This window comes from Sulfuricurvum sp. PD_MW2 (assembly GCF_002633015.1).
GTDB lineage: Bacteria > Campylobacterota > Campylobacteria > Campylobacterales > Sulfurimonadaceae > Sulfuricurvum.
On record NZ_NSIU01000001.1, the window covers coordinates 14341 to 40311 of the forward strand.

General features: G+C 42.2%; 24 protein-coding genes. 8 read left to right on the top strand and 16 right to left on the bottom strand.

Going from position 1 to position 25971, the window contains the following annotated elements; genetic code table 11:
• Positions 1-9: 9 nt before the first annotated feature.
• The 3 genes from CJD30_RS00055 to thiC all read right to left on the bottom strand — a co-directional run bounded on the left by CJD30_RS00055 (position 10) and on the right by thiC (position 4479).
• Positions 10-1803 (bottom strand): GGDEF domain-containing protein, encoded by a 1794-nt coding sequence (locus CJD30_RS00055; protein WP_294915005.1) that lies wholly within the window; start codon positions 1801-1803, stop codon positions 10-12.
• Positions 1804-1908: 105 nt separating this feature from the next.
• Positions 1909-3072 (bottom strand): Mrp/NBP35 family ATP-binding protein, encoded by a 1164-nt coding sequence (locus tag CJD30_RS00060; protein ID WP_294915007.1) that lies wholly within the window; start codon positions 3070-3072, stop codon positions 1909-1911.
• Positions 3073-3102: 30 nt separating this feature from the next.
• Positions 3103-4479 carry a phosphomethylpyrimidine synthase ThiC gene (gene thiC / locus CJD30_RS00065; protein WP_294915009.1) on the bottom strand — a complete coding sequence of 459 codons (1377 nt, stop codon included), beginning with the start codon at positions 4477-4479 and terminating at the stop codon, positions 3103-3105.
• Between the two features lie 217 nt (positions 4480-4696).
• Here thiC and CJD30_RS00070 point away from each other — a divergent pair, with 217 nt between their 5' ends.
• The 7 genes from CJD30_RS00070 (at position 4697) to CJD30_RS00100 (ending at position 12026) form a co-directional block, all read left to right on the top strand.
• Complete coding sequence (locus CJD30_RS00070) at positions 4697-5818, top strand: bifunctional 2-C-methyl-D-erythritol 4-phosphate cytidylyltransferase/2-C-methyl-D-erythritol 2,4-cyclodiphosphate synthase (RefSeq protein WP_294915010.1); 1122 nt, start codon at positions 4697-4699, stop codon at positions 5816-5818.
• Positions 5815-6702, top strand: a complete 888-nt coding sequence (locus tag CJD30_RS00075; protein WP_294915012.1) for a response regulator — start codon at positions 5815-5817, stop codon at positions 6700-6702. Before CJD30_RS00070 ends, CJD30_RS00075 begins: the two co-directional genes overlap by 4 nt.
• A complete protein-coding gene (locus CJD30_RS00080) occupies positions 6680-7870 on the top strand; it encodes a sulfate adenylyltransferase (protein ID WP_294915014.1) in 1191 nt (396 codons plus the stop codon). The genes CJD30_RS00075 and CJD30_RS00080 overlap by 23 nt, the downstream gene beginning before the upstream one ends.
• Before the next feature lie 8 nt (positions 7871-7878).
• Positions 7879-8385 (top strand): phosphatidylglycerophosphatase A, encoded by a 507-nt coding sequence (locus tag CJD30_RS00085; RefSeq protein WP_294915016.1) that lies wholly within the window; start codon positions 7879-7881, stop codon positions 8383-8385.
• Between the two features lie 128 nt (positions 8386-8513).
• Complete coding sequence (locus CJD30_RS00090) at positions 8514-10334, top strand: KUP/HAK/KT family potassium transporter (RefSeq protein WP_294915018.1); 1821 nt, start codon at positions 8514-8516, stop codon at positions 10332-10334.
• Positions 10335-10359: 25 nt separating this feature from the next.
• Positions 10360-11346, top strand: coding sequence for a DUF4118 domain-containing protein (locus CJD30_RS00095; protein WP_294915021.1), 987 nt, complete (start codon positions 10360-10362; stop codon positions 11344-11346).
• A complete protein-coding gene (locus CJD30_RS00100) occupies positions 11346-12026 on the top strand; it encodes a response regulator (RefSeq protein ID WP_294915024.1) in 681 nt (226 codons plus the stop codon). Before CJD30_RS00095 ends, CJD30_RS00100 begins: the two co-directional genes overlap by 1 nt.
• 9 nt (positions 12027-12035) lie before the next feature.
• Here the strand turns inward: CJD30_RS00100 and CJD30_RS00105 are convergent, their stop codons facing one another.
• The 11 genes from CJD30_RS00105 to CJD30_RS00155 all read right to left on the bottom strand — a co-directional run bounded on the left by CJD30_RS00105 (position 12036) and on the right by CJD30_RS00155 (position 24007).
• Entirely contained in the window at positions 12036-13844 is a 1809-nt protein-coding gene (locus CJD30_RS00105) for a diguanylate cyclase (protein ID WP_294915026.1), read from the bottom strand.
• A 25-nt stretch (positions 13845-13869) separates the two neighbouring features.
• Positions 13870-14361, bottom strand: coding sequence for a hypothetical protein (locus CJD30_RS00110; RefSeq protein WP_294915028.1), 492 nt, complete (start codon positions 14359-14361; stop codon positions 13870-13872).
• Entirely contained in the window at positions 14358-14813 is a 456-nt protein-coding gene (locus CJD30_RS00115) for a hypothetical protein (protein ID WP_294915029.1), read from the bottom strand. Before CJD30_RS00115 ends, CJD30_RS00110 begins: the two co-directional genes overlap by 4 nt.
• Positions 14795-15892 (bottom strand): 4Fe-4S binding protein, encoded by a 1098-nt coding sequence (locus tag CJD30_RS00120; protein WP_294915031.1) that lies wholly within the window; start codon positions 15890-15892, stop codon positions 14795-14797. The genes CJD30_RS00115 and CJD30_RS00120 overlap by 19 nt, the downstream gene beginning before the upstream one ends.
• 7 nt (positions 15893-15899) lie before the next feature.
• Positions 15900-16511: a molecular chaperone gene (locus tag CJD30_RS00125; protein ID WP_294915034.1), complete on the bottom strand. Its 612-nt coding sequence runs from the start codon at positions 16509-16511 to the stop codon at positions 15900-15902.
• 93 nt (positions 16512-16604) lie between these two features.
• On the bottom strand, positions 16605-19994 hold the full coding sequence (locus tag CJD30_RS00130) for a molybdopterin-dependent oxidoreductase (RefSeq protein ID WP_294915036.1): 3390 nt from the start codon (positions 19992-19994) through the stop codon (positions 16605-16607).
• Between the two features lie 13 nt (positions 19995-20007).
• On the bottom strand, positions 20008-20907 hold the full coding sequence (nrfD, locus tag CJD30_RS00135) for an NrfD/PsrC family molybdoenzyme membrane anchor subunit (RefSeq protein ID WP_294915038.1): 900 nt from the start codon (positions 20905-20907) through the stop codon (positions 20008-20010).
• On the bottom strand, positions 20907-21545 hold the full coding sequence (locus CJD30_RS00140; protein ID WP_294915040.1) for a 4Fe-4S dicluster domain-containing protein: 639 nt from the start codon (positions 21543-21545) through the stop codon (positions 20907-20909). Before CJD30_RS00140 ends, nrfD begins: the two co-directional genes overlap by 1 nt.
• Positions 21546-21778: 233 nt before the next feature.
• Positions 21779-23071 (bottom strand): histidinol dehydrogenase, encoded by a 1293-nt coding sequence (hisD, locus tag CJD30_RS00145; RefSeq protein ID WP_294915042.1) that lies wholly within the window; start codon positions 23069-23071, stop codon positions 21779-21781.
• Between the two features lie 13 nt (positions 23072-23084).
• Positions 23085-23498, bottom strand: a complete 414-nt coding sequence (locus CJD30_RS00150) for a DUF255 domain-containing protein (RefSeq protein WP_294915044.1) — start codon at positions 23496-23498, stop codon at positions 23085-23087.
• Positions 23495-24007: a shikimate kinase gene (locus CJD30_RS00155; protein ID WP_294915047.1), complete on the bottom strand. Its 513-nt coding sequence runs from the start codon at positions 24005-24007 to the stop codon at positions 23495-23497. Before CJD30_RS00155 ends, CJD30_RS00150 begins: the two co-directional genes overlap by 4 nt.
• A 62-nt stretch (positions 24008-24069) precedes the next feature.
• Between CJD30_RS00155 and CJD30_RS00160 the strand changes: the two genes are divergently transcribed.
• The gene (locus CJD30_RS00160; protein WP_294915049.1) at positions 24070-24378 is read left to right on the top strand and encodes a cupin domain-containing protein; all 309 of its coding nucleotides are present in this window, start codon (positions 24070-24072) and stop codon (positions 24376-24378) included.
• On the opposite strand, the gene CJD30_RS00165 is transcribed toward CJD30_RS00160, so the two are convergent.
• Both CJD30_RS00165 and CJD30_RS00170 read right to left on the bottom strand, forming a co-directional pair.
• Positions 24368-24925 carry a methyl-accepting chemotaxis protein gene (locus tag CJD30_RS00165; RefSeq protein ID WP_294915730.1) on the bottom strand — a complete coding sequence of 186 codons (558 nt, stop codon included), beginning with the start codon at positions 24923-24925 and terminating at the stop codon, positions 24368-24370. The genes CJD30_RS00160 and CJD30_RS00165 overlap by 11 nt on opposite strands.
• Positions 24926-25097: 172 nt before the next feature.
• Positions 25098-25955, bottom strand: coding sequence for a HAMP domain-containing protein (locus CJD30_RS00170; protein ID WP_294915052.1), 858 nt, complete (start codon positions 25953-25955; stop codon positions 25098-25100).
• Positions 25956-25971: the final 16 nt, after the last annotated feature.

Here is a 25971-nt window from a genome sequence, read left to right on the forward strand (position 1 = left end):
TTAAGAATATTATTGCGGCATCGATTTTACATCATACGCAAGCACTATATTGCCGCCTTGATGTTTTGCTTCCAGCAAGGCTCTTTTCGCAAACTCAACCCCTTGCATTAAATCAGGTGTTTGTTCCGGGAAATAAGCAATTCCGACACTCACTGTTTTTAAAATAGCATAGGTATTGACTCTGATTTTTTTCTTGAATGAAAGACGAATTGCATCTGCCACTTCATCCACCTCATCACGGTTATAATCGTATAATATAACAGCAAAAGTATCTCCGCTGTAACGGATGAGGATATCCCCTTGACGAATATTTTCATGGATGTTATGTGCCATTGCTTTAATCACTTCATCGGCTACTACCGTACCATACGCATGATTCACCTGATCAAACTGATCCATATCGACGAATAAAATCCCATACGGTATCATCGTTCTTGTCGACTGAGCTACGATCAATTTTGCGATCTCTTCTAGATACGCCCGATTATAGAGTTGCGTCATTGGATCGATACGAACGGTTTGTTGCAATTTTTTATTGATAATCTGGAGTTTTGAAGCGTTGATATAATTTCCAAGTTGTTCAAGGGCGAGACGAATATTTTTGATCTCATGCGCTTCATACGTCACCAATGAAATTACAATATCCAAATCATCAACAATCGGATAACTCTGACAGACATAATGGGCTGAGGGATCAATCATTTTCGGACATGCCACTTCACATTGGCTCGAATCAACAATCCCGCTCGTACGATCGGCACGACAACCGCTTAGCGCATCACACAAAAGTGTCTTCTCCGAGTGGATAACCGATGTCGTTTTATCGAGAGGATTCAACTCTAAAATGTTGAAATTGCTCAAATTCCAGCGGGTTCGAAGCAGTGCAATGATACGTGCATACACCTCTTCAAGATTTTGGTCTTTTTCAATTTCGGTACGAAATCGTTCTACTTCATACAATTGGTGTATTCCCATTTGAAGCGTATTGAGTGGATCACTGTTTTTTTGATCCAGACGAATGAGTGATGCCATTTTTTTACCGCTGATAGTCAATGCGCTGTCAATTTTTTCCATCACTGAATTTGTCCACATCGCTGCATTGTACGCATCCAAGGTATCGCTCGGTATGATTCGGTGGGAATAATCACCCCCCTCTGCTTGTTCCATCGTTTGAGCAACCGCATGGAGGGTCTCTTTGTACGAAGTAATAAAACGATAAATACTCCGAATTAGGAAATAGGTTAATACGATGATGCTCGTTATGACCAATGCGATGGCTATCAATCCGCTCACTTTGAGATCATTCATCTCCATCTCGATGGAGACTACCCCTAATACAGCCCCTGCTTTTGAATCATGACAACTCAAACAATCGATTTTACCTTTTTCAGTTGCAACATACGGGATAGAAAATCTATACAGAGTATCGGAAAACAGACTTCCTTTCATCTCATCCATTTTTTTACCGCTTCGCAAAACAGCGCGATCAATATCATCTACCGGATCTTGCGGATGAATCCCTCTGCCGTATTGATGACTCAATTCATCAGAACGAACAACCCATGCACGTTTCATCCCATCGACCGAAGCGATTTGTTTCAATAAATCATTCTGATAATCAGCACTTCCGGTGATCATATGAGCCGTTAATGACTCACGTACGATATCCGCTGCTGTATTTGCTTTGCTTTGTGCAGATTCAAACGTCATATAGCGAAACGTTCCCACTAAAACGGCAACAAAAAGAGCCATAATGATAATAATTGTAGTTGCTAGAGTAAAAAAGGTTTTCTCTTGTTTCATTATTCCCGACTTATTTGGTGTAAATAGATCGATTATACTGAAAAAAAGATTAAGAGTAATAAAAAGGGAGGAAGCCCCCTCTTTTAGAGGAGGAAAGGAGCTGTATTAGTGACAACCGCAGCCGGTACCGCAGCTACCGCTACTCTCTTGTTTTGGTGCTGCAGCCGTCGAACATGCAGATACACCCGGAGGGGTATTTGGTTGAATTGCTTGATTATCTACGCCCCCCTCTTCATTAATTTTTTCGATTGTCGCCCAAAGATCTTCTGCGGCTTTCATATAACGTTTCGCTGTTTCAGACGTAGGTGCATAGTATGTTACCGGTTTTCCTTCATCTCCACCTGTACGGATAGATGGCTCGATCGGAATCTCAGCAAGGATAGTTGTTTCAAACTGATCTGCCATTGCTTTGGAGGTCCCTTTACCGAAAATATCGTATTCAACACCCGTATCCGGAGCGATAAATCCTGACATATTTTCCACAACACCCGCAATCGGGATATGCAATTTTTTGAACATATCAAGACTTCGGCGTGAATCATCAAGAGATACCATTTGCGGCGTTGTTACTGTCACACCAACCGTTACCGGAACACTTTGTGCCAAGGTAAGTTGTGCATCTCCGGTGCCTGGAGGCATATCGATAACCAAACAATCTAAATCTGACCACATAATATCGCGCAAGAATTGCTCAATCGCTTTCATGATCATCGCACCGCGCCAGATAAGCGATTGCCCCTCTTCCATGAGTGAGCCCATTGACATCATCTCAATCCCGTACGCTTTGATCGGAAGAACTTTGTTTCCTACCACTTCGGGTTTGATCCCATCAACGCCAAGCATCCTTGGGATATTCGGTCCATAAATATCGGCATCCAAAAGTCCTACTTTTTTCCCTTGCATTGCAAGAGCGACCGCCAGGTTAACCGAAGTTGTCGATTTTCCTACGCCCCCTTTACCAGAGCTTACCATAATGAAATTTTTCACTTGCGGAGCAATGTTTTTCCCTTTTGAAGAACTCTCACGCGGCATTTTCGGAGCGGCGATATTGATCACTACATCCGATGCACCGGAACGTTTAAGCTCTTCCGTTGCTTCAACTGTAATTTGGTGGGCCACTTCGGGAGCGCTGGAAGTGATATCGACGGTAACGCTCACATTGGTCCCATCGATTTTGATCTCTTTTACAAATCCAAACGTAACGATATCTTTTGTGAATCCCGGATAGGTCACTTTTGAAAGAGCCGATTTTACAATTTCTTCTGTCATAACGATTTCCTCTTATAAATTTATTTGTAGTTAGCTTGCACTTTTTGCTTTAGCTTCTTGGGCTATCTGTGCAATCGCCTCTGGGTTATCCATAATTTGTTGCGTGATTTTGTACGAGCAAAACTTCGGTCCGCACATCGAACAAAATTCTGCCTCTTTGAATACATCCTGCGGCAATGTCTCGTCGTGATATTCACGCGCCCGTTCAGGGTCAAGAGCCAACTCGAACTGCTTGTTCCAATCAAACGCATAGCGTGCATCGCTCATCGCATCATCAATGTCACGGGCACCTTTTCGTCCGCGTGCGATATCTGCCGCATGTGCCGCAATTTTGTACGCAATGATCCCTGCTCGAACATCTTCGGCATTTGGAAGTCCCAAATGCTCTTTTGGTGTGACGTAACAAAGCATCGACGCACCGTGCCATCCACCGACTGCCGCACCGATTGCCGAGCTGATATGATCATAGCCAGCCGCAATATCGGTTACCAACGGTCCAAGGATATAAAACGGTGCTTCATGACAATATTCGCGCTGAATTTTCATGTTACGTTCAATCTGATTGAGCGGAACGTGTCCCGGCCCTTCAATCATGACCTGAACATTTTTTTCCCAAGCGCGAAGTGTCAATTCTCCTAAAACTTTGAGTTCTCCGAGCTGCGCTTCATCCGATGCATCCGCCAAACATCCTGGACGGAGTGAATCCCCTAGAGAGAGGGAAACATCATAGCGAGCACAAATATCAAGAATCTCATCATACGCGGTGTAAAATGGATTCTCACGATGATAATGCATCATCCACGCCGCCATAAGCGATCCGCCGCGGCTGACAATTCCCATTTTACGTTTTGCAACTTTTGGCATCGTCTCCAACAAAAATCCGGCATGAATCGTAAAGTAACTCACCCCTTGTTGTGCTTGGCGTTCTAACACTTCAAGCATCTTCTCGATAGTAAGATCTTCAATTTTGTTATTGACATCATGTAAAATTTGATAAATTGGTACCGTTCCGATCGGTATTTTGGAGTTGGCGATTACCGCACGGCGGATTTCATCCAAATCTCCTCCTGTCGAGAGGTCCATTGCCGTATCCGCTTTGTAATGTTGAGAAACTTGAATCTTTTCAATTTCCCCTTGTACATCGCTTGCGATAGCGGATGAGCCGATATTGGCGTTGATTTTACAGCGTGCGGCAATACCGATTGCCATCGGTTCCAAATTTTTATGGTTGACATTCGCCGGAATGATCAAGCGTCCCCGTGCCACTTCGGAACGAACCAGTTCAGGATCAAGTTCTTCTATTTTTGCAACATAAGCCATCTCTTCGGTAATAATGCCCTGCTTGGCATAATACATCTGAGTTCGGACCGTGTCGTTTTCTCTTTTGCCGACCCATTCTGTTCTCATAGTGTGTGCTCCTTAAATTCCGAAAGCTATTTGGACTTATAAATAAGAGCCCCTAAAAGGGGCGTATCGCTTTTCATGTAAATTAAAAATTTCAAGAGGATTTAGGAAAAGGATCCTGCAACTCCCCATTGACATATTCTATAATTTATCGCAAACAAGATAAAAAAAAGCTTTTTGAGTGTATAATTTCGTAACAGTTTTCAAAATAGGATACATTTTGTCTGATTTTACCCTTGTTTTACTTGCAGCAGGTAACTCAACTCGTTTCAAAGTTCCGGTAAAGAAACAATGGCTACGTATCGGACATGATCCACTATGGTTTTATGTTACTAACCGTATCAAAGCATCACTTCCCAATGCACCTATCGTCCTTGCGGCTCATGCCGATGAAATCCCTTTTATGCAAATCCAATGTGATTTTAGAATCGTTCAAGGCGGTGCTACACGGCAGCAATCGCTCAAAAATGCGCTCAAAGAGGTCAAAACCCCCTATGTTCTGGTAACGGATATTGCCCGAGCGTGTGTTAATCCCTCTCTCATCGAGCGATTGATTGCATCTAAAAATCTTGCGGATACGATTGTTCCGGCCTTGGATGTTCACGATACCGTTGTGTATGCCAATGAGACTATCGAGCGTGAACAGGTCAAACGGATTCAGACCCCTCAGCTTTCACGAACTGAAGTTTTACGTCAAGCCTTGGAAACATCTCAAGAGTTTACCGATGAAAGCAGCGCTATTGTCGCTTTTGGAGGGACTCGGTTGTTTGTCGAAGGGGATGCACATGCGGCAAAAATCACCCACGCCGGAGATACCGCAGGATTAGAGTGCCTCCTTGATCCTTCACCTATGATGTTCACCGGTAACGGGTTTGACGTTCACGGTTTTGAAGAGAATAAACCGATGGTTTTAGGTGGAGTTACCATCGATAGTCCGTTTGGATTCAAAGCGCACAGTGACGGGGATGTCGCTATTCACGCATTGATCGATGCGTTGCTCGGTGCTGCATGTTTGGGCGACATCGGGATGCTTTTCCCCGATACAGATGCTGCATACGAAAATATCGATTCTAAAGAGTTACTTCGACTTTGTGTTCAGAAACTCCACCATTTCGGGTTTGTAATCGCCCATGCCGATATCACGATTATTGCCCAAACACCAAGAGTCGGCTCTTACAAAAACGATATGCGTCAAACATTGGCATCAATCATGCTTATTCCTGTTACACGGGTTAATGTAAAAGCCACCACAACGGAACATTTAGGCTTTATCGGACGAAAAGAAGGAGTTGGCGTATTAGCCACTGCTTCAGTACACTACTTTGATTGGAAAAACGGATGAATATACTCATTATCGAAAATGAAATCTATCTTGCCCAAAGCATCGCTTCAAAACTGAGTGATCTCAGTCATAACTGCGATATTTCAAGCTCGACGAAAGAGGGATTACGAGGATTACCGTATGATGTCGTCCTCCTCTCAACCAATATCAGCGGTCAAGATATCTATCCGGTTATCGAAGCGTATAAAAATGCCGTCGTTATTTTGATGGTCAGTTACGTGAGTAATGACACGGTTTCAAAACCTCTTGCAGCAGGGGCAAAAGACTATATTCTCAAACCGTTTATGATTGAAGAGTTGATCCGTAAAATCCAACATTTCCAAAATCATGAACGTCTCCGTCGTCAAAATCAAACGTACGAACGCTATCTCACCCATACCTTCAATAGCATCAATGTCGATGAAGACTTGGATAAAACAGAACTTCCGCTTATCATTTGCAGCGGTTACCAAAAATACGCCGATGCTTTCGCATTTCGTTATGCGGCTCATCATGACAAGACTCTCCAATTTATCTCGTTATCCTCTGCAAAAGCATTCAGCGACATAGCGGCACAGAACGATGATTCAATCATCTTTATTACCGATTTCCAAAATCTCAAAAAATCGGACCACAAAGCGTTTTATGAACTCATCAGCGGAAAAAAATGTATTGTTTCGAGTACCGAACCGGTCGATAATGCTCCGTTCAAATTGATTGAAATCGAAAGTGACAACAATCTCTTTGATCAAGGGGAGATTTTACCGATCGAAGAGTATGTCAAATACATAATGATCCATTTCCAAAATCGTTTCCCGGATACCGAACTCTCGAAAAAACTGGGAATATCACGTAAAAGCTTATGGGAAAAGAGAAAGAAATATGGCATCGTCAAGAAAAAATAGAGCCCTCTATATCGACCAAGAAGCGGTTTCGGCACTGACGTTACTCAAAGCCGGAATGCTCAGCCCCGTAACGGCGCTGATGAATGAAAAACAAAGTCAGGACGTTCTGAGCAGCGGAATGTTTATGGGTAAAACGTTCCCGTTTCCACTCATCCTCTCTCCCAGCGGAAAAGTGAATGAAACCATTTTGACCTCCGCGCAAAAGGGAGAAATCCTCGATCTGATTTGTGATAACGTTTTTATCGGCGAATTGTGCGTTGATGAAGTCTATCCTATCGATCCTCGTGAACGGCTACGCCAAATTTACGGAACAGAAGATCTCTCGCATCCAGGGGTCAATGCAACCTATAAACGGCTCGGTAAATATGCCGTGTGCGGAGAATACTCCATCGACCTCTCTCCGGTACAATCGCTCCAGAACATGATTATCGAAGCAAAAGAACAAATCGGAGCGAAACATACGACAGCCATGTTTATGGCTGCCAATCCGCTCCATCGTGCCCATGAGCGCCTCATCCGCCAAAGCTTGGAGAGAACGGACCTCATCGTCATTTTCTTGCACAAGCCTTATAATTCGGCCGATTTAAAATATGAACTTCGCCATCAAGCTCTTCAGTATTTTATTGACAACTTTTTGCCGCGCAACCGTGTCGTCATTGTACCGTTGGAGAGCAGCTATATTTTCGCCGGAAGCAATGAAGTCATTCTCGATGCGATCGTGGCGAAAAACTACGGTTGTGACCGTCTGATGATCGGACAAAATCATGCAGGTATTGGGATGTATTACGATCACAATGCCAACAAATCGATCGTTGACCGTCTCGTCGGAATCGATATCGAAGTGGGAATTTCAAGTGAATACGTCTACTGCAATCAGTGTAAAACACTCGTGAGTGTTCAAACCTGCCCGCACGGACACCATCATCATATTTCATACCATTCAGAGTCCATTTTGGAACTCATGCAGCAAGGGCTTCTTCCACCGGCTGTTTTGGTTCGTAAAGAGATCTCATCGATGATCGTGGCATCGCTCTATCCGAATCGATTTAAAAATCTTTCCAAACTCTACTACGATATTATGCCGGTAAACGGTTTGCTCGAAGAACATACGGAAAAGGATTTTTACGTAGCGTTAATGCGCTTATATCAGACAACATCTTTAACGTAAGGGATTTAATGAATTGGTTTTTTCTCACCGTCGGATACAGCGGTCTTTTCCCAAAAGCTCCCGGAACTATGGGGACGGTTGCAGCCCTTCCTCTAGGGATCGCTATACTTTTGTACTTCGGACCGCAAACCCTTTTTATGGCAACTATTTTGATTACGCTGATTGCTATCAAAGCGATCGATAAACACGAAAGCATCGTCAACGAGCATGATGATAGCCGAATTGTCATTGATGAGCTGGTCGGAATCTGGTTTGCCCTCTCTATCGCACCCGGTATCGGTTTTGATCTCTCCACTCTTATGACATGGACAAACGGTATCGCTTTGCAAATCGTTTTGAGTTTTATCTTTTTTAGAATCTATGACATCAAGAAACCTTCGATCATTGGTAGAATTGATCGTGAAACAAAAGGGGGATTAGGTGTAATGGGTGATGATATAATCGCCGGATTTGCCGCAGGTATCTCCTCTGCAATCATCTGGCAAGCGATACTTAAAAGCGGATTGTTGCCTTAATTTTGCATCTCCTCTTTGGGAGAAATCATCTTTATACTTTCTTTATACCTCTTTGTACAATACTGATACTTCACTGATACATTAGCATCTATAATACACCCTTTCTGAAACTATCCATAAGGTGAGTTATGACGTTACGCGAACGTATCAAAAATGAGATGATGGTTATCAAGGCATTAGGAGTTGTCTATGGTGATATTGGAACCAGTCCGATCTATACCTTTGCCGTCATTTTGCTGTTATTAGACCCTACAAAACAAACAATATTTGAAATTCTCTCCATGATTTTATGGACACTTACCATGTTAGTAACTGTCCAATACGCATGGTTGGCAACCAGTCTCTCTAGACGCGGAGAAGGCGGTACAGTCGTGCTGGTCCAATTGCTTCTACCTTATTTAAAAGGAGCAAGGCTCACTGCATTAGTTACTGCTTTAGGCTATGTTGGAATATCGTTGATGATCGGAGATGGCGTCATCACACCCGCAATTAGTATTCTAAGCGCTGTAGAAGGCATAAATCTTATCCCTGGATACGAAGAGACTTCACGCATGACGCTATTACTGATAGCAGCACTCATTGCTTTTGCTCTTTTTATGGTACAGAAAAAAGGGGTAGAAAATGTAGCAACAGCATTTGGTCCTATTATGGTTGTATGGTTTTTTTCACTCGGTATTGTCGGAGGATATTTTATTTTACAAAATACAGAAGTTTTACATGCCCTTTCACCGCTCTATGCATTATCATTTATACAAGAGCACCCCTATATCTCTTTTGTAATCTTAGCGGACGTTTTACTATGTGCTACCGGTGGCGAAGCTCTTTACGCTGATATGGGTCATTTAGGAAGATTACCTATTCTCAAAGGGTGGCTTTTTGCCTCTTTAGCTCTCATCTTGTGCTACTATGGACAAGGTGCATTTTTGTTGTCACATCCGGAATCTGTTAAAAGTCCGTTTTTTGAAATGTTTCACGTATTCGCTCCATCACTGTATATTCCTTTAGTCATTTTGGCAATTTTTGCAACCGTTATCGCTTCCCAAGCAATGATAAGTGGAATATTTTCGGTCTTATATCAAGCGATGACAACACGAATTTTTCCTCACTTCAACGTCAACTATACTTCAAATGAACTGCGTAGCCAAATTTATGTAGGGTCAGTCAATTGGTTTTTATTTATTTGTGTCGTTTTAATGCTGTTTGATTTTCAAGAATCAGCAAAATTAGCTTCAGCCTATGGATTATCGGTATCAGGAGCGATGAGTATTACCGGAATATTAATCTCCATGATCTTTTTGTTTAAAAAAGAGTATTTCAAAATGTCTATTGCCATCATTACCGGTTTGATGAGCATCATATTTTTTCTTTCCAGTTGGCTCAAAATTCCTCACGGCGGGTATTGGTCACTAATTATCGCTTCGATACCTCTGTTTATCATTCTACTTTACACAAAAGGGCAAAAAAAACTCTACAAAGCATTAATCCCGGTTGATAAAGATGAGTTTTTAGAAGAGTATTCCAAACGGTATCGATACGCTAATCATGTTAATGGAACCGCTTTATTTTTTGCACGACAAGCCAATGCGATCCCCGCTTACATAGCAAAAACCATGTTTCAAAATGGTATCATTTATGATTACAATATTATTGTCATCATCAAAACTTCTCACGAACCGCACGGTATTACTAGCCATCTTTCGCCATTAGGTGAAGCTCTTGATTTGTTGATCATCCAGCCTGGTTATATGGAACAGCTTGATGTAGAAAAATTATTAATAGAACGTCATATTAATGAACGTACTATTTTTTATGGAGACGAAGAGATCATTTCAGATAATATTTTTTGGAAAATGTATGCAATGATTAAAGAACTCTCTCCGAGTTTTGTAAGTTTTTATAATTTTCCGCATGAAAAGCTCATCGGAGTTGCACGAAGAGCAAAAATCTAATTTATATATTGATTATAATAGTACTATGAAATTTCTTGAACCTTTACTCTTACTCGGACTCATCAGTGCACTATCATGGTCTGTCAAAGACGAATTGCATATTGTCAATATCGTCATGCTTCATCTAATCCCTATACTATATGGTGCAATGCGATTCGGATACATCAATGCGATGGTAGTTTCATTACTTAGCATTGCTGTTTTGAGTTATTTTTTTATGCATCCTCTTCACTCTTTTAATGTGCATGAAACACGCTACATTGTTAGTTTTGGAATGATGGTTTTCATAGGTCAACTAGTCGCATGGCTCAGTCATAAAGCGGCATTGGCAAAAGAGCTAGAGACATCCGAACGATTACAACAAACGCTTATCGGATCACTCTCTCATGAACTGCGTACTCCTCTTGCTGCAATCAAAGGAGCATCTTCCGGATTACTTTCACATGAACTGAATCTTAGTGAAGAAGACAAAAAGGACCTCTATACGACGATTGATCAAGGTTCTGATCGGATGCAGCGTTTGATTAATAATCTCCTCGATACTGCACGGATTCAAAGTGGAATGCTCAAACTCAAAATAGCAGAATGTGATCTAAGGGAACTGCTTAGCAGTGCTTTGTCAAAAACTGAAAATTCGAAAATCGCTTCTCTCATTATTGATCCTGAGATCATGCCTATTCACGGAGATGCAGTTCTCATAGAGCTTGCCCTCCATAATCTTCTTGATAATGCTTTTAAGTATGGTGATAGTGTCAAAGTAACCCTCTCGAATCATCCAGAAGGAATTATCATACACATCTGCAATACTGGTTCTATTCCACCGATCCATGAAGCATCAATGGCATGGAAACCTTTTTCACGACTCAGTAACGTCCGTGGAGAAGAAGGGATTGGATTAGGGCTCTACGTTGCCTATCGAATTGCAAACATGCATAAAGGTACCATAGAGACCATGAGTGATGGAGTACAATTTTGTGTCACAATGAAATTGCCGCTAAAGGGAGAAGGGTGATGAGTGAGAGTATTTTGATTATTGATGATGACAGTGCTATTCGAAAGCTTCTCGAAGTTGCACTTAGTGCTGCCGGATATCATCCACTAGCCGTCTCCACGGCCAAAGAAGGATTAAATAAAGCTGCCGTTGAACCCTATTCACTTGTGCTTCTCGATTTGGGATTACCCGATATGGATGGAAAAGAGTTTTTATTTCGATTTCGTGAATGGAGTCAAGCCCCGGTGATTGTCCTATCAGCACGTTCGGGAGAGAGTGAAAAAATAGCCGCACTAGAGGGTGGATGTGATGATTACCTCACAAAACCCTTTGGTACAGGTGAACTTCTTGCCCGAATCAAAGCCGCTATTCGCCGAAGCGGTGGGATTGGGAATTCACCATCAGGACTGATAAGCGATAATCTTTTTATGGATATTGCATCTCATACGGCAAAATTGGATAATCAAGAGTTAAAGCTCACTCCAAAAGAGTTTGATCTTCTAAAAATTTTAATACAGAATCAGGGAAAAGTTCTTACCCATTCATGGTTACTCAAAGAAGTTTGGGGAGTAGGATATCAAAATGAAACTCATTACTTACGAGTTTTTATCAATCAGCTCCGACAAAAGATCGAAACAGATTCGACTCGCCCAAAACGGATCATTACTGAAACAGGTATAGGGTATCGGTTTATCGAATAAAACAGCTTTTTAGCTCTCAACCCGATTACGTCCAAGCTCTTTTGCCAAATACAGTTTTTGATCTACCCGTTTTAGTAATTCATCTATCGTTTCCCCTTCATTCCAAGCAACAACACCAATCGAACACGTTACCCTCTCAACCGGAGAAAAGCTGTAAGCCTCTATCTTTTGACGAAGCGATTCTGCCAGCTTCACAATTGCAGAAAGTTCGGTATCAGGAAATAAAATCACAAACTCCTCTCCACCCCATCGAGCTACCGTATCGGTTTTACGGACATTTTGTGTCAAAATAGCAGTAAATTGTTTTAACACTTCATCACCAGTCAAATGGCCATAAGTATCATTGACTTTTTTAAAGTAGTCGATATCCAACAACATCAGTGATAGCCCGCGTTGAGATCGCTGTGCCATACGGACCGTGTGCCCAAGCACTTTATCAAACTGAAAGCGGTTTGCGACACCGGTCAATACATCTTGTGTTGCGAGTTCATTAATACGTGTTATATCGGTAAAAACAACAACATGGCGTATTTTCCCTCGATAATCCATCCTTTTGGACGTAACCGTAAAAATCGATGTCTTCGCATTGACCGTCATTTTTGCCTGAAGTTCTTCATTCTCATGCTCTATAAGATATTCAGTCCATACTGTCCCATCCACCAATGGCATAATATAGCGCCCGGATTCATCCGATTCAAAATACTCGCAGATACACGAATGCTCCCGTTTAAACGCCACTAAATTTTCAAATCCGAAATAATCATAAAAAGCACGGTTGGCAAATATTATGTCATACCCGTCCGTTACAATGACGATATTTTTTTGAGAGTCTAAAATCGTATTGATATAACGCTCTTGCAGATTCACTTTGCCGATCAATGCACCAAAAGTATACTCAAACAGACTCCACAATAGAATCATCATCCCTATTGTGACCATTAAACTGCCTAATAAAACATCGTGGATATTCTGACTGATTCCGGTCACATCGTTGATCGAAATAATAACCCCAAGATCTCTATTTCTAGAATCTTTTAAAAATAACGGATTAATTTCATACGCTTTGGAATTGATTTCAAGATGGCGTGATTCCAACCGAGCATTTTGATACGCAAACTGTTCAATTAGTTCTTTTTTTTCTTTTAGATCTGATGTATAAAAGTAATGACCGATTCCATCAGAATATTTTTCAGCATCCGCCGCACCGATAGACTCTTTATTGATGAGCACGATACTATCTGATCCTGTCAAATGTTTGATCCGATCGACGAAATATTCTGCGTCGACCCCAAATTCTACGGCGCCAATATAACGGTTTTGTTTGAAGATAGGCATAATAACCCTAAACGCAATTCCGCCAAGTCCCCCCTCAAATCCGCTCACCATTTTATGGGTTTTATGGACTTCTCGTAGCATCGGACGTTTTGATGCAATATCATCACCAAATTTTTCTTTGAGATGAACCCTCAAAATCGAACGTCCATCCGATGCATGAAACTGCATGACTGTTAAATAAGGGTTTTCTTCTTTCAATGCATTATAACGGGGGAGAATGGCATTATAGAGCGCTTGAGTGTCTTTATTTTCGACAGCGTCTATTACTCCGGTGACACCAAGCGTCGCACGGGTACGAAACCGATACAGATGTTCGGTATCTTGAATGATGGCACCAAACGCGTGTCTGATATTAACTGAGGAGTGTTCCGTACGTTCTTTGACGTATTTTCTTTCCTGAGAGAGATGGTAAAAAGTAAGTGTCGCCGACACCATCAGTACAATAAAAGCAATAATCAACTGGGCGCGTAACTTGATACTCATCTCATATCTCTTCTCTATAAAAATTTCATATCATCATCGGTTCATCAGTAGGCTCTATCTCTTCAAAATCCAACACCATCTGATCTAATATCTTCTGTGTTTTTTTTATTTTATCTGTATACTCATCAAAAATACCCTTCGAAGCTGGAAAAGCTTCCGAGAGCTCTTGATAAATCAAGATTCGACCCCCGAAATGACGATTGAATTCATCAAAGGCCTTGCGTAAATACTCTTTGCTCGTCGTGTGGCGGAAAAGAGCTTTGATCATTTTTTTGCGCTCTTTGATCGGAATCGACTCATCGATCGCTTCAGCAATCCGTTTGATATCCAAACGGGAGAAATAGGCACCGCAGTAATGAGGTGCTAAGAGTTTATCAGCCAGTTCATCGACAAACCCCGGAACCGGTTCTTCGGTATTTTCACCTTCAGCCGTCGTTTCACAGGTTCCAGTATCGCATTTTTCTCGGACAAATTGATCAAATTCAGCCCGCAAGCTGCTAAAATCGTTATCTTTCATTTTTTTCCTTCTATTAAATCATAAAAATAGCAACTCAACGATCGTAAAGCAATATCGTCTTTAAAATCACTACTTTCAGCGTATTGGGTTAATGCTTCAGGCATTATCAAATCCCCATACAAACTCCCATTCTCAATCCAGATCAAATCAACCAAACCTTGCACTTGCGCATTGGCTGAAGTTTGATCGACAATACTGATAGCATCGCCTTGATACTCGGATGCGATGATAGCACCGCTTAATTTTGATTCTCGCATTTGAGACAAAGTAAACACAATATCATCCGGACGGATATTCATCGGAATCACCATCGCATTCACACCATTTTCTTTGAACAGTTTATTAACCATTGATGAGAATCGATTGCTATGCGCCTCTTCGGCAATAAACCCAAACAGTTTCGTCTCGAGTGTAATCGAGTTATCGTTGTTCATCATTGATTCAATCCCCATAATTCCATAGCTTCTTCCTCTTCCAAACGGCAACGCCGGCAAATTGGCTCACCATGCGGCGAACTAAATACTAAACCGCACTCATCACATCGACGAACCGAGAACATCACCAAATTTTGTACTGAGGGTTCATACCACTCTTTCAGATTATACGAAGAGGATACAGTGATTGCATTACTCTCACATACATCATGACACAAATGACATTTGACACATAAGAACGGGTCAAAATCAATTTTAGAATTGCGCATATCAGATGAAAGCGCTCCGGTAGGGCAAATCCGATAGCACAGCTCACATGCAGTGCATTTTGATTCATCCATCAATTTTTGAGAGGTAAAGGAAATCTTATCTCCCTCAACAACATGATATACAGATGGCTTTTGAAGACGTTTGAGCGTCGTAAAAAATAGTTTTCTGCGATCGGTGATTTTTTTTGTACGCAACTCTTGAGTATGACTGCTATCGGTTGTATGCGCAATAAATTCATCCGTACTTAGTTGAATTTCACGTTCGAAATTCGCTTTTACCGCACCGAGCTTATGCACATGAAACGTCTTGAAAAAATCCCGTCGGTCTTTTGTCAGGGTTTCTTCCTCTGCGGTATATCCCTCAACTACGAATTGTACATCTCCCTCAGATTCGATCGCTTCAAGGGCGTAATTGACATTCTCCACCCGTGATTTAAACTCACGCAGTACTTTCTCTCCGATCGAGCATTGTGAACAATGTCCGATATCTACACGAAGCCCTTTTTTCATCCCTGACAACGCAATTAGATATTCATTCCCAAGCGATGCGATGCAGGGAATATTTTTTTGGCAAGAGAGAAGATTCTCTTCATCGGATAAAAAAGAGAAAAAGAACTCGGTAGGATTAAAATCGTCCAAATGCAATGCTTCGGTCGGACATAAAGCGACACATCCCGCACAGCCGACACACATTGCTTGATTGATTGAGGGGAGCCGATTACTGATAAGTATCGCGTTGGTTGGACATACCTCTGTACATAAGGTACACATTGAGTTCGTACTCAGTGCGCGTACACATTTTGCCGGAGATAAGGTGAGCAGTCCCATAATTGCTTTAAACCTCTTGGCTTAGCGTTTCATTATCGCTGAGGATGAACTCTAACGTCGTCTCAGCCAGATCATAATAAAGCGGTGTACGTGATTCGTATTTCATGTTAATCAAATACAAAGGTGCCCATTTGAGTAAATGGGTGTTAAGAAAACGGTGTTGTACTTTTTTGAGTTCATCAACGGCTTCGGTATCATTCTCTTCCATCGCTTTTTGCTGTGCTTCGCACAAATGGTGCATAAATTCCAATTCGATTCCGATATGATCCGCCGATACAACTCTTGCTACTTCATAGTCTACAACGAAATCATACGCACTGTAAAAATCGGTTACCGGATTCGCGCCCCCCGTTTCAATCATCTGATCGTCTCGGGTATAGAATGTCTCGTAGGGTACCAAATGCAATAACGACAAATTGACAAAATCAGGGTTCAAATGCCCTTCTATAATCTCTTTATTCGTAAGATTTTTTCGTAGTTCCCATGACTCCCAGTTCGGAAAAAACTCTAAAATAGTCGCATCGTTTTTCAATGTTTCTAACAGCGTTTCATCTATCTCTTGGAGTAATATTCGAGAAAGCAACCCATATATATTGCTTCGAGCAATGATTTCGTCCATAACGGTCAGGCCTTTTAAAATGTGATTGTAAGATTGTAGCTTAAAGGGCTGAAAAGCCCTTTAGTAGCCTTTATTAGAAAGTGAAGAGAGATTTTATCCCTTGATAGTTACATCGTAGACCGATGGATCAAGATTAACCCACGGACGTTTGATATGACGAGGGCGACGAAGTGTTGAATTAGAGTCCAATCCGCGAGACAGTTTATCTCTCCATGCTTGATACACTTTGAGATTATTATCGTAATTAACGAAAATATCACCGATTTTGTCACCTGCCTGTGCCGGTTCTAGAAGAACTTTATGATGCCAGCAGTGCATACCGGAAACCGGGTCTGGGTGTGGAGCGGCAACAGCATTCTGCCATGAACCACTCAAACCATCCCACCAGATGTTTTCAGAATCACGGTTATAATCACCGAAACGATTCGTATGGAAAGGTTTGATCCCCTCAACGTATTTGAGTTTACCTTCTTTTCCGTCCATTTGAACTTCAGCAACCGGTACCCCAAAACTATTAAGCCCTGTTGTCCCCTCGTAATCGTCAATAATGGTTTGTGCTCCGGCTTTACCAGCATTTGCCGGTGATTCTGCCAAGAACTCTTTACTGTTCAGATCACGCGGAGCACTTCCCGTTGCGACTTTACCGTCACTGACACCGTTTGGAATCGTAACGGCATTGGTCAATTTCCAGCGACCACCGTGATGTGAACATGCAAGTGTTCCTGGTAATACAGCCTCTGTAGGAACTGCCATAGCCACGAAATGTCCGCTTTCCAATCCTGAAACCGTATCAACAATTTTTACACGGATCGCGTCACCGCGTTTGAATCCGAGACGTTTCGCATCGACCGTACTGATCCAAATCGGGTCATGGTTTTGAGAGATCTCCATCAAGTGTTTTGAGTTCGCTGAACGGGTATGAATGTTATACGGCAAACGGAACACTGTATTGAGAGCAAATGCATTCTCTTCAGTCATATATTTGTGGTTAACATGCGATACCAAGTGAACATACTGATTTTTCTCATCGTCATTACGAGGATAGAACGGCATAGCGTACTCTCTCCAATGCCAATCGGTTGCCCACTGAGTATAGAATTCCAACTTTTTGGTAAGCGTTGCGAACCCTTCCATTTTTTTACCGTCGATTTCAATACCGATCTTAGTATCTTTGCCATGGTGATCTTTAGCAGTGATAACACCGCCTGCCCCGACGCTCATCGTCGAAGCAGCAAATTTGTGTCCGTGAGAAATAACTTCACCGTCTTCAAATTTCAGTTCTCTCTCCATCGCGTGGTAGATTTTATCCTCTTCCATCCATGCTCCGTGATCACGAAGATATGCATAAACCGGGAATTCTTCATTCATATAGCGTGGATCATTGCTAGCAGTCTCTTTAAGTTTCGGCAAGTTATCACCAAATGCTGCATCATACCACTCAGCGATAGTAACCGGTTTACCTGGATGGCGTTTCGATTCCCACATTTTTTTGATTCCGAGGCTTCCGTCCGGATCGATAAAATCGGTACAAAGTTGGAACCAGAATTCATTCTCTTCCCACACTTCTCCTAGACCTGCTTTGATATGGGCTTCAAGAGTAGCACGGTTTGGATTTTTCGGCTTCCATCCCGATTTTTCCAATGCTACGCGCAATACCGGTTGACGGAATGATGTCCAGCGTGCCGGCATAGTCGCTTCTGAGTGTTGGTCGTGGCGTTCACCTGCAAGCCCTACAGGAAGAACATAGTCCATATACCAGTTCGTCTCTGACCAAACTGGTGAGAGGTTCATGGTAAGTTCCATAATTTCTTCATTTTTCAAAACTTCGATCCAACGGAATCCATCCGGATTAATCCAAACCGGATTGTACATACGAGGAATGTATACCGCCAATTTGCTCGGTACTGTCAAGCCGCGATCATTCCATTTTTTCTGCCACTCTTTGTCACTTAAAAGATGTGGTAAAAGATATGACAGCTCATACGTTGATAACGGCCATTCAGGCGGCCATGTGAGTTCGTTCCATGCTTGAACTTTCGGTACATCGGCACCGGAAACCCCTTGACCGACTGTAGCACTTCCCCCTTTACCCGAGACAGAAATAACATGCCAGTGGTGGAAGAATGTTCCCCCCTCAGTTCCGATTGCACCGCGTAGACCTAATGCGAAATAAGCAGATCGTCCACCCATCCATGCACCACGGTTACCTGCTGCAGCTGCACGCCAGATGTACGTAGAGATAGCATCGCCAGCCCAAATGAACATCTCGTAGAGTTTTTCAAGTTTATAGGCTGGAACATGCGTTTCTTTTACTGCATACTCAAGAGTATACGGAGCATACATGTCTTTTAAAAGCTCAATATAGCTATCAAAATCTCTTCCTGCAGGGAATTTTGAGATTTGTTTTTGTTCAAGCATGAAATTAAGATGCTCAGAATCGTTCATCAAAGTTTCCCAGTTGAACCACTTCTTGACGAACTTTTTATCAACCATATTTTCATTCAAAATACGGTTTGCTAGATAAAGATAAATTGCGGCTTCCGTACCAGGCCATGCAGCGATCCAAAGATCTGACATCCCTGCAGAGTTCGACATACGTGGATCCATTACGACCATTTTTGCCCCTTTTTTACGGGCATCGGCGATAAACGCTGCCGATTGGGCAAAATAGTGCCCTGCATCTGCTGCGTGTGATGAATTCAAGAAAATCAATTTAGCATTTGCCCAGTCTGGACTTGTACGGTCATCATTTGCAGTCCAGATAGTCGGAGTACGCCCATTTGATGAACAAATATTTGTGTGTGAATTGTATGAATCAAGACCTAATGTCTCCCATACTTGTGGAACAAACCCATTTTCGTTTGGACGTCCGACATGGTACATAACCGATTTTTTAGAGAGAAGATCCCCTTTACGGATTGTATCGGCCATTTTTTTACCGATAGTGCTCATCGCTTCATCCCATGTTGTACGGATCCATTTACCTTCACCGCGTTTAGAACCCGGAGCACGTTTTAGTGGGAATGGGATACGATCCGGATCATACATTTGTGATTGAACAGCGTATCCTTTCGCACAGTTACGACCACGTGAACCTGGGTGTAAAGGGTTCCCCATGTATTTTTTTACCGTAAATGTTTTTTTGTCGATCCATGCTGTAATCCCACATGATGCTTCACAGTTTGAACATGCGGTTGGAACGATCATAAAATCATTGACATAAATACCATCCGGATTTTCTTCGCTTTGAACACCATGGCGATTAATACCGCCACGCTTCCAGTCTACACCACTGAGCTCTTGGAAATGTTCCCATTGATCCAGTGGAGGGTAAAATGACAGCGTATCAGGGGTGTTGGTAAATTTGCTCGCTTTGACTGACTCAGCAGCGGCATCGGTTGAAAAGACCCCTTTTGCAATAGCAGCACCTGCAACTGTAATTGCGGTACCTTTTAAAAATGTTCTTCTACTTTCTAAATACATAATAATTTACCTCTTAGCTCATATTTAACAACTGTGGAATAACGAGCCAAACATGTTTGCTCACCCACAAACCGACCAACGCCGATACGGCTGCGATTTTCAACAAATAGTACGATTTGTTTTTCAAGCTCAAACAAACCAATGCCATCGGAGCCAAGAATGCCATTACTTGACCGATCCAGAACATCGCAGTGTATTCACCGCCTTTGATAAATGCCAAAGTAGCAGCTACTTCTTCTGCCTTCATTCCACCAAAAATGTACTCTGACATATAGAGGATAAATGCTGCTGCTGCACTCAAGCCCAATACAAGCGCAAGATCTTTTTTGATAGCATCAGAAAATTTGTTTCCGCCGAGAAGAATCATCGTTGCAGATCCTGCCAACAATGCAGCCAAAATCATTTGTGCCGATTCGGTAGGCATTTGCCATAATTCACGCGCCGTTGATTCCGCCATCAAACCTGCCGTATACAATGTAACCGGGATCGCCAACAATGTTGTCCATCCCAAGTATTTGTCATACATGGCTTCATCTTTTTTCAAATAAATCGCATACGCCATCGCGAACAAAAGACCGACAAATCCTGTCGCCATCCACGCACCGATAGTAATCGCCGATGTCAAATGCGGATAGAAAAAGATATGCCAGAAACGGAACATTTGATGCAAATCGATGACCGTAAAAAACAAGAATAGGTGAATAAATACAATAGAGATCACCACTGCAGGAAAACGGACGAATCCTGTTTGTTCAGGATATTTTTTCAACAAGAAAAATGCGATAAAAATAATACCGGTTCCGATACTTTTTGCCCACATGTTCATGGTAATGATCCAACCCCAAAATACGCTAGGAAGGGCAACGTCAAGAACTACAATCGCGTTGGTTGCCGCAAGTGTTTCGTGTACCATCAGTGATGTCCTCCTAAAGGAATATGTTTGAGATTATTGAAAAGGTTGTGCCCTTCACCGCGGAACGATGCAAGAGGATTCAATGTTACATTGCCGCCACCCACATAGAAATGGTGAGGATCTGTCCCTTTTTCCGGTTTACGGACTTGAACATTCCCTTGATGTTGTTGAATATATTTACTAATATCTGAGGTCGGATCATCCAAATCACCGAAAATATTTGCTTGCACCGGGCAGGCTACGACACATGATGGCATCATTGCACTTGCAACACGGTGAGCACAATAGGTACATTTATCTGCAGTTTGCGTTTGCGGATCAATATAGATCGCACCGTATGGACATGCCATAACGCACCCTGCACATCCGATACAGCGTTCTTTATCGATGTTGACGATACCATTTTCAAGATAATGCAATGCACTAACCGGACAAATACGCTCACACGGTGCATTCGCACAGTGATTACAGCGAAGCGGGGTAAACGTCCGTTTTGTTTCAGGGAAAGTCCCTACATCGACATATTTAACACGTAGACGCCATGTACTGAGTGGAACTTCGTTTTCCACTTTACACGCGATCTCACAGCCCTTACATCCCATACAGAGATGAAGGTCTACCAAGAAACCTAACTGCATATATTCTCCTTATTCCTGATTCACGTTGCTGCCATTCATGTCATAAGCTGCATGAATAATCTTTATTTGATGCCGTGATTACAGGCATTTAACGGCATTTCTGCTGGGTTGATGATAGCTAAAATAGAATAAACCAAAACTAAATGCAAAACGCATTTTGCTATAACTTTTTGATATGTTACCGTTTGTAAAAATAAACTCTCGTCATTAGAGAGTTTAATAATAAGGAGATTTTAGAGGTCTAAGCGGCAGCGGACAGAAGCTTCATGAGCTCCTAAACCTTCGGTATTTGCGATAAGAGCGCATGCTTCACCGATCTCATTGATCGCTTGACGTGAAAAAGAGATGATAGAAGATTTTTTCATAAAATTTTCAACACCGAGCGGTGAATAGAATTTTGCGGTTCCACCTGTTGGAAGGGTATGATTCGGGCCTGCTACATAATCCCCGATCGCTTCAGGGGTGTAGTGACCCAAGAAAATCGCTCCGGCATGCTTGATTGATGGCAACAATGCAAAAGGGTTGTCAGTTGCGACTTCGAGATGTTCCGGAGCTATCTCGTTCATCAGCTTCACCGCTTCTTCCATCGATTCGGTGACGATAATTGCCGCACGTTCATTGATGGATTTACGGGCAATCTCTTCACGCGGAAGTTTTTTTAACCATACCTCAATCTCTTGTGCACACGCATCCGCAAATTTTTGTGATGGGGTAATCAAAATTGAACTTGCCATCTCATCGTGTTCCGCTTGTGATAAAAGATCGATAGCAATATGCGATGGATTCGCTGAATCATCGGCCAATACACCGATCTCGCTTGGTCCTGCGATCATGTCGATGTTGACTTCTCCAAACACCATTTTTTTCGCTGTTGCAACGAATATATTTCCCGGACCGGTGATGACATCCACTTTTGGAATCGTTGCCGTTCCGTATGCCATCGCAGCGATAGCACTGGCTCCACCCACTTTAAACACTTCGCTAACACCGCATAAATGGCATGCTGCCAAAAGGAGTTCATTGGGTTCATTGTCCGGTGTCGGTGTTGTGACGACAATGTGTTCAACTCCTGCTACCTGAGCCGGAATCACATTCATCAACAACGAACTCGGGTACGCTGCTTTTCCACCGGGGATATAAAGACCCGCTCGATCGACCGGCGTCACTTTTTGACCCAAAATCGTCCCATTGGCTTCTGTATCAAACCAGCTTTTCGGCAATTGCTTTTCATGATACACTTTGATGCGGTCATACGCTAAATGCAGCGATGCTTTGAGGGTAGGATTCAACGCTTCATACGCTCTTTTCATCTCTGCGGCATCAATTCGAAGATCTGAACCCTCAGAGGGAGTCCATCGGTCAAATTTTGCAATATGCGCCATTAGGGCTGCATCGCCTTGGGTTCGGATATCATCAATCAGCCCTTTAACGATCGAAGAGACATGCTCCATATCCATTTTCCCACGTCCTAAAAGTTCGTCGAAAACGGATTGAAAATTAGATTCTTTTGTATGTATCAACGTCATAGTCTTATCCTTTTTACTTTTGCGCCGTATTGGTTTTGTATTCTTGTTTGACGATATCAAGCGCTTTGAGGAATTCATCGCTCTCTATAGCACCCATAATCGGTTCAAACATCGGTGTTCTCTCTTTTATAAACCACGTTGCCGGGGTTCCGGGAGTCATCAATGACGGAGGGACACTCCCCTCATCAACGACTCCTTCATACGCAACAAAATCACGATTGAGCACAGCAACCACTTTTTGGTTTTTGAGGGTTTTTTGTTTGAGAACTTCACACCATCGACAGCCGTTTTTAGTTACCAATACCATTAACGGTTTTTTTTCTTTTACGGAACGTTCAACCGCAGAAGTGATATCTTTTTCCCATTTTACTTCTGCCGCAGACAACGAAAGAATCGCTAATGCAAGCGCTAATATGATTTTGATCATTTTGCTTTTACCTTTTTGAGGATCTCTTTGGCAATTTTAGGAATCTCTTTACCATCGACATCAATCACGATATCGGCTGCTTTCAGATAAAGAGGAAAACGCTCTTCATACAGTGCACGTGCTCTCTCCAGATCTTGAAACAACGGTCTTTTTTTGAGTTTTTTCTCGGCATTTGGATGCTCTAAAATTCGTTGATAGATAACATCAAACGGTGCATTTAACAAAACGACCGTACCTACTTTTTTGAGATTGGGAACTTTATAAAATCCCCCTCCGGTTGAAATGAGTGTATTTTCCACACTTTTTTTCAACCAACGTGCGACTTTGCGTTCTAAGGCACGGAAGTATTCCTCACCCTCTTCTTCAAAAATCTTTTTGATACGGCGATTTTCCATGCTCTCGATAATATCATCCGTATCCAGCGCTACCATTTTAGAGACCTTGACGATCTCTCGCGCTACGGAACCTTTACCGACTCCCATAAAACCGATTAAGACGATGTTTTTCATAAATTCTCTACTCTTGGTTTATAATGTGACATCATATCATGCGTAAACTTAGGAGTATTTTCTTGATTCATGTAAGCAATCTTCATCAAACCCCAAGCCCCGATCAAAACAGTGAACATTTTACGACCATTTTGGATAACGGCAGTTTGAGAATTGAAGCAATCCGATCCTGGCTCAAAACTCCGGGAGAACTCTACAATCAAGAACAAGACGAATGGGTAGTGTTAATAGAAGGGGAAGCAAAGCTTGAAGTCGAAAATCAAATTCTCAACTTACAAAGAGGCGATTATCTATTTATCCCGAAACATACCCCACACAGGGTACATTCGACGTCCAAAGATGCCCTTTGGATCGGTATCTTTAGCTCTTAAATTCGTTAATACGGGCCGAAAGCGATTGTGCGACCTGCATCAACTGCGCGGAATCGTTTTGAATTTGCTCAACACTTTTTTTGTTCGATTCAGATACGACATTGATTTGTGATATTTTTTCAATAATCCATTCAATATGTCCAACGACTTCAACAGAATCGTTATAAGAGCGTTGCGCAACACTGACAGAGCGTTCCATCTCTGAAGATGTCGCTGAAATTTTCTCTTCCACTTCATTCGAAATAACGGTCAAAGCGTTCATGTTTTTCGCATTTTCACCCATTTTATCGCTCACGTCATTAATCGACTGTACAATGGTTCCGACACTGATTTCAATTTCGGTCAAACTTTTTTGAGTACGTTCTGCCAATTTGCGCACCTCATCGGCGACAACGGCAAACCCTCGTCCGTGCTCACCCGCACGGGCCGCTTCAATTGCCGCATTGAGGGCAAGAAGGTTCGTTTGATCCGCGATGTCTTTGATAACACCGAGAACATTTTTGACCTGATCGGCATCATTACGCAGTGATACAAGTTGGGAAGACATCTCTTGTTCCGTTTCAATAAACCCTTCAACCTCTTCAACAAGACGGTACAAGGCATCTTTTGCCGTCACCAGTTCTTCATTTGCATTGGCAACATTACGCTGTGTTTGTTCTGAAATCGCAATAGCACCGGAGAGAATATCTTTGATCGATTGGCTTTTTTGCGTTGTCGATTCAACAATTTGACGCTCTTGTTCTACCCCGCCTGAAATCGTATGAGTTGCCTCCGTGATGGTTGTCGCGATCGTAGAGTTTTGACGCCCTAAATCTTTGACTTCGGACCGTCTCTTGAACCATCGAAACGAAATTATTAACTGCTCTTGCGGCATCTGAGAATTCATCTTTTTTGGTCACTTCAAGACGTTTTGTCAAATCTTTGTCACCACTTACAAGGGCTCTTGTGCGATTTCTCAATTCTTGCAGAGGACTTAAAACCTCTTTTCCAAAGAAAATGTTCATGACAGCAATAAATACGATAACAACAACACTAAGCGCAATCAACAATACGGTTTGTGTTTTAGCAATTTCTTCATCATTCTTCTCAAGAGAGATCACTAAATCCATCACCCCAAGAACATGACCTACTTCAATGTTGGTATGACACGAAAGACAACGCTGTTCTGCGATAAGCGGTTGCAATAGACGAATCGTATGTTTTCCGTCCGTTGTTTTTTCAATAACTTGAGGCTGTTTTGTTTTAAATACTTCTTGAATCATCGGTTCATCGCTGAACTTGGCTTCAGGTGCCAATAAATCGATAACCGCTTGAGATTTTTCAACTTTTAACCCATCGATTCCATCAATTTTTTGTGCTTTTGCAATCGTATCGGCAACGATAGCAGGATCACCGGCAAGCATACTGCCCGTTAGCGTTTGAAAAATTGACTCGCTCAACATCGTCAATGATCGTTTGGCCGTATCGTTCGAAAATTCGTTAAAGGTAGTGGTCAGATACCAATAGATAGCCCCTAACCCCATAAAACTAAACATCAACGTTGAGAATATAATTTTTGATTTGACAGTATTTAACATCCAAAGCTCCACTGTT

Excerpts from the sequence above, each read along its gene's own strand:
- CJD30_RS00155 (WP_294915047.1), bottom strand. The coding sequence starts at position 24,007 with ATGAAAAACATCGTCTTAATCGGTTTTATGGGAGTCGGTAAAGGTTCC.
- CJD30_RS00055 (WP_294915005.1), bottom strand. The coding sequence starts at position 1,803 with ATGAAACAAGAGAAAACCTTTTTTACTCTAGCAACTACAATTATTATC.
- CJD30_RS00115 (WP_294915029.1), bottom strand. The coding sequence starts at position 14,813 with ATGGGGATTGAATCAATGATGAACAACGATAACTCGATTACACTCGAG.
- CJD30_RS00060 (WP_294915007.1), bottom strand. The coding sequence starts at position 3,072 with ATGACAGAAGAAATTGTAAAATCGGCTCTTTCAAAAGTGACCTATCCG.
- CJD30_RS00150 (WP_294915044.1), bottom strand. The coding sequence starts at position 23,498 with ATGATCAAAATCATATTAGCGCTTGCATTAGCGATTCTTTCGTTGTCT.
- CJD30_RS00080 (WP_294915014.1), top strand. The coding sequence starts at position 6,680 with ATGGCATCGTCAAGAAAAAATAGAGCCCTCTATATCGACCAAGAAGCG.
- CJD30_RS00120 (WP_294915031.1), bottom strand. The coding sequence starts at position 15,892 with ATGGGACTGCTCACCTTATCTCCGGCAAAATGTGTACGCGCACTGAGT.
- nrfD (WP_294915038.1), bottom strand. The coding sequence starts at position 20,907 with ATGGTACACGAAACACTTGCGGCAACCAACGCGATTGTAGTTCTTGAC.
- CJD30_RS00130 (WP_294915036.1), bottom strand. The coding sequence starts at position 19,994 with ATGTATTTAGAAAGTAGAAGAACATTTTTAAAAGGTACCGCAATTACA.
- CJD30_RS00075 (WP_294915012.1), top strand. The coding sequence starts at position 5,815 with ATGAATATACTCATTATCGAAAATGAAATCTATCTTGCCCAAAGCATC.
- CJD30_RS00095 (WP_294915021.1), top strand. The coding sequence starts at position 10,360 with ATGAAATTTCTTGAACCTTTACTCTTACTCGGACTCATCAGTGCACTA.
- CJD30_RS00165 (WP_294915730.1), bottom strand. The coding sequence starts at position 24,925 with ATGTCTTCCCAACTTGTATCACTGCGTAATGATGCCGATCAGGTCAAA.
- CJD30_RS00125 (WP_294915034.1), bottom strand. The coding sequence starts at position 16,511 with ATGGACGAAATCATTGCTCGAAGCAATATATATGGGTTGCTTTCTCGA.
- CJD30_RS00100 (WP_294915024.1), top strand. The coding sequence starts at position 11,346 with ATGAGTGAGAGTATTTTGATTATTGATGATGACAGTGCTATTCGAAAG.
- CJD30_RS00170 (WP_294915052.1), bottom strand. The coding sequence starts at position 25,955 with ATGTTAAATACTGTCAAATCAAAAATTATATTCTCAACGTTGATGTTT.
- CJD30_RS00110 (WP_294915028.1), bottom strand. The coding sequence starts at position 14,361 with ATGAAAGATAACGATTTTAGCAGCTTGCGGGCTGAATTTGATCAATTT.
- CJD30_RS00090 (WP_294915018.1), top strand. The coding sequence starts at position 8,514 with ATGACGTTACGCGAACGTATCAAAAATGAGATGATGGTTATCAAGGCA.
- thiC (WP_294915009.1), bottom strand. The coding sequence starts at position 4,479 with ATGAGAACAGAATGGGTCGGCAAAAGAGAAAACGACACGGTCCGAACT.
- CJD30_RS00085 (WP_294915016.1), top strand. The coding sequence starts at position 7,879 with ATGAATTGGTTTTTTCTCACCGTCGGATACAGCGGTCTTTTCCCAAAA.
- CJD30_RS00140 (WP_294915040.1), bottom strand. The coding sequence starts at position 21,545 with ATGCAGTTAGGTTTCTTGGTAGACCTTCATCTCTGTATGGGATGTAAG.
- hisD (WP_294915042.1), bottom strand. The coding sequence starts at position 23,071 with ATGACGTTGATACATACAAAAGAATCTAATTTTCAATCCGTTTTCGAC.
- CJD30_RS00105 (WP_294915026.1), bottom strand. The coding sequence starts at position 13,844 with ATGAGTATCAAGTTACGCGCCCAGTTGATTATTGCTTTTATTGTACTG.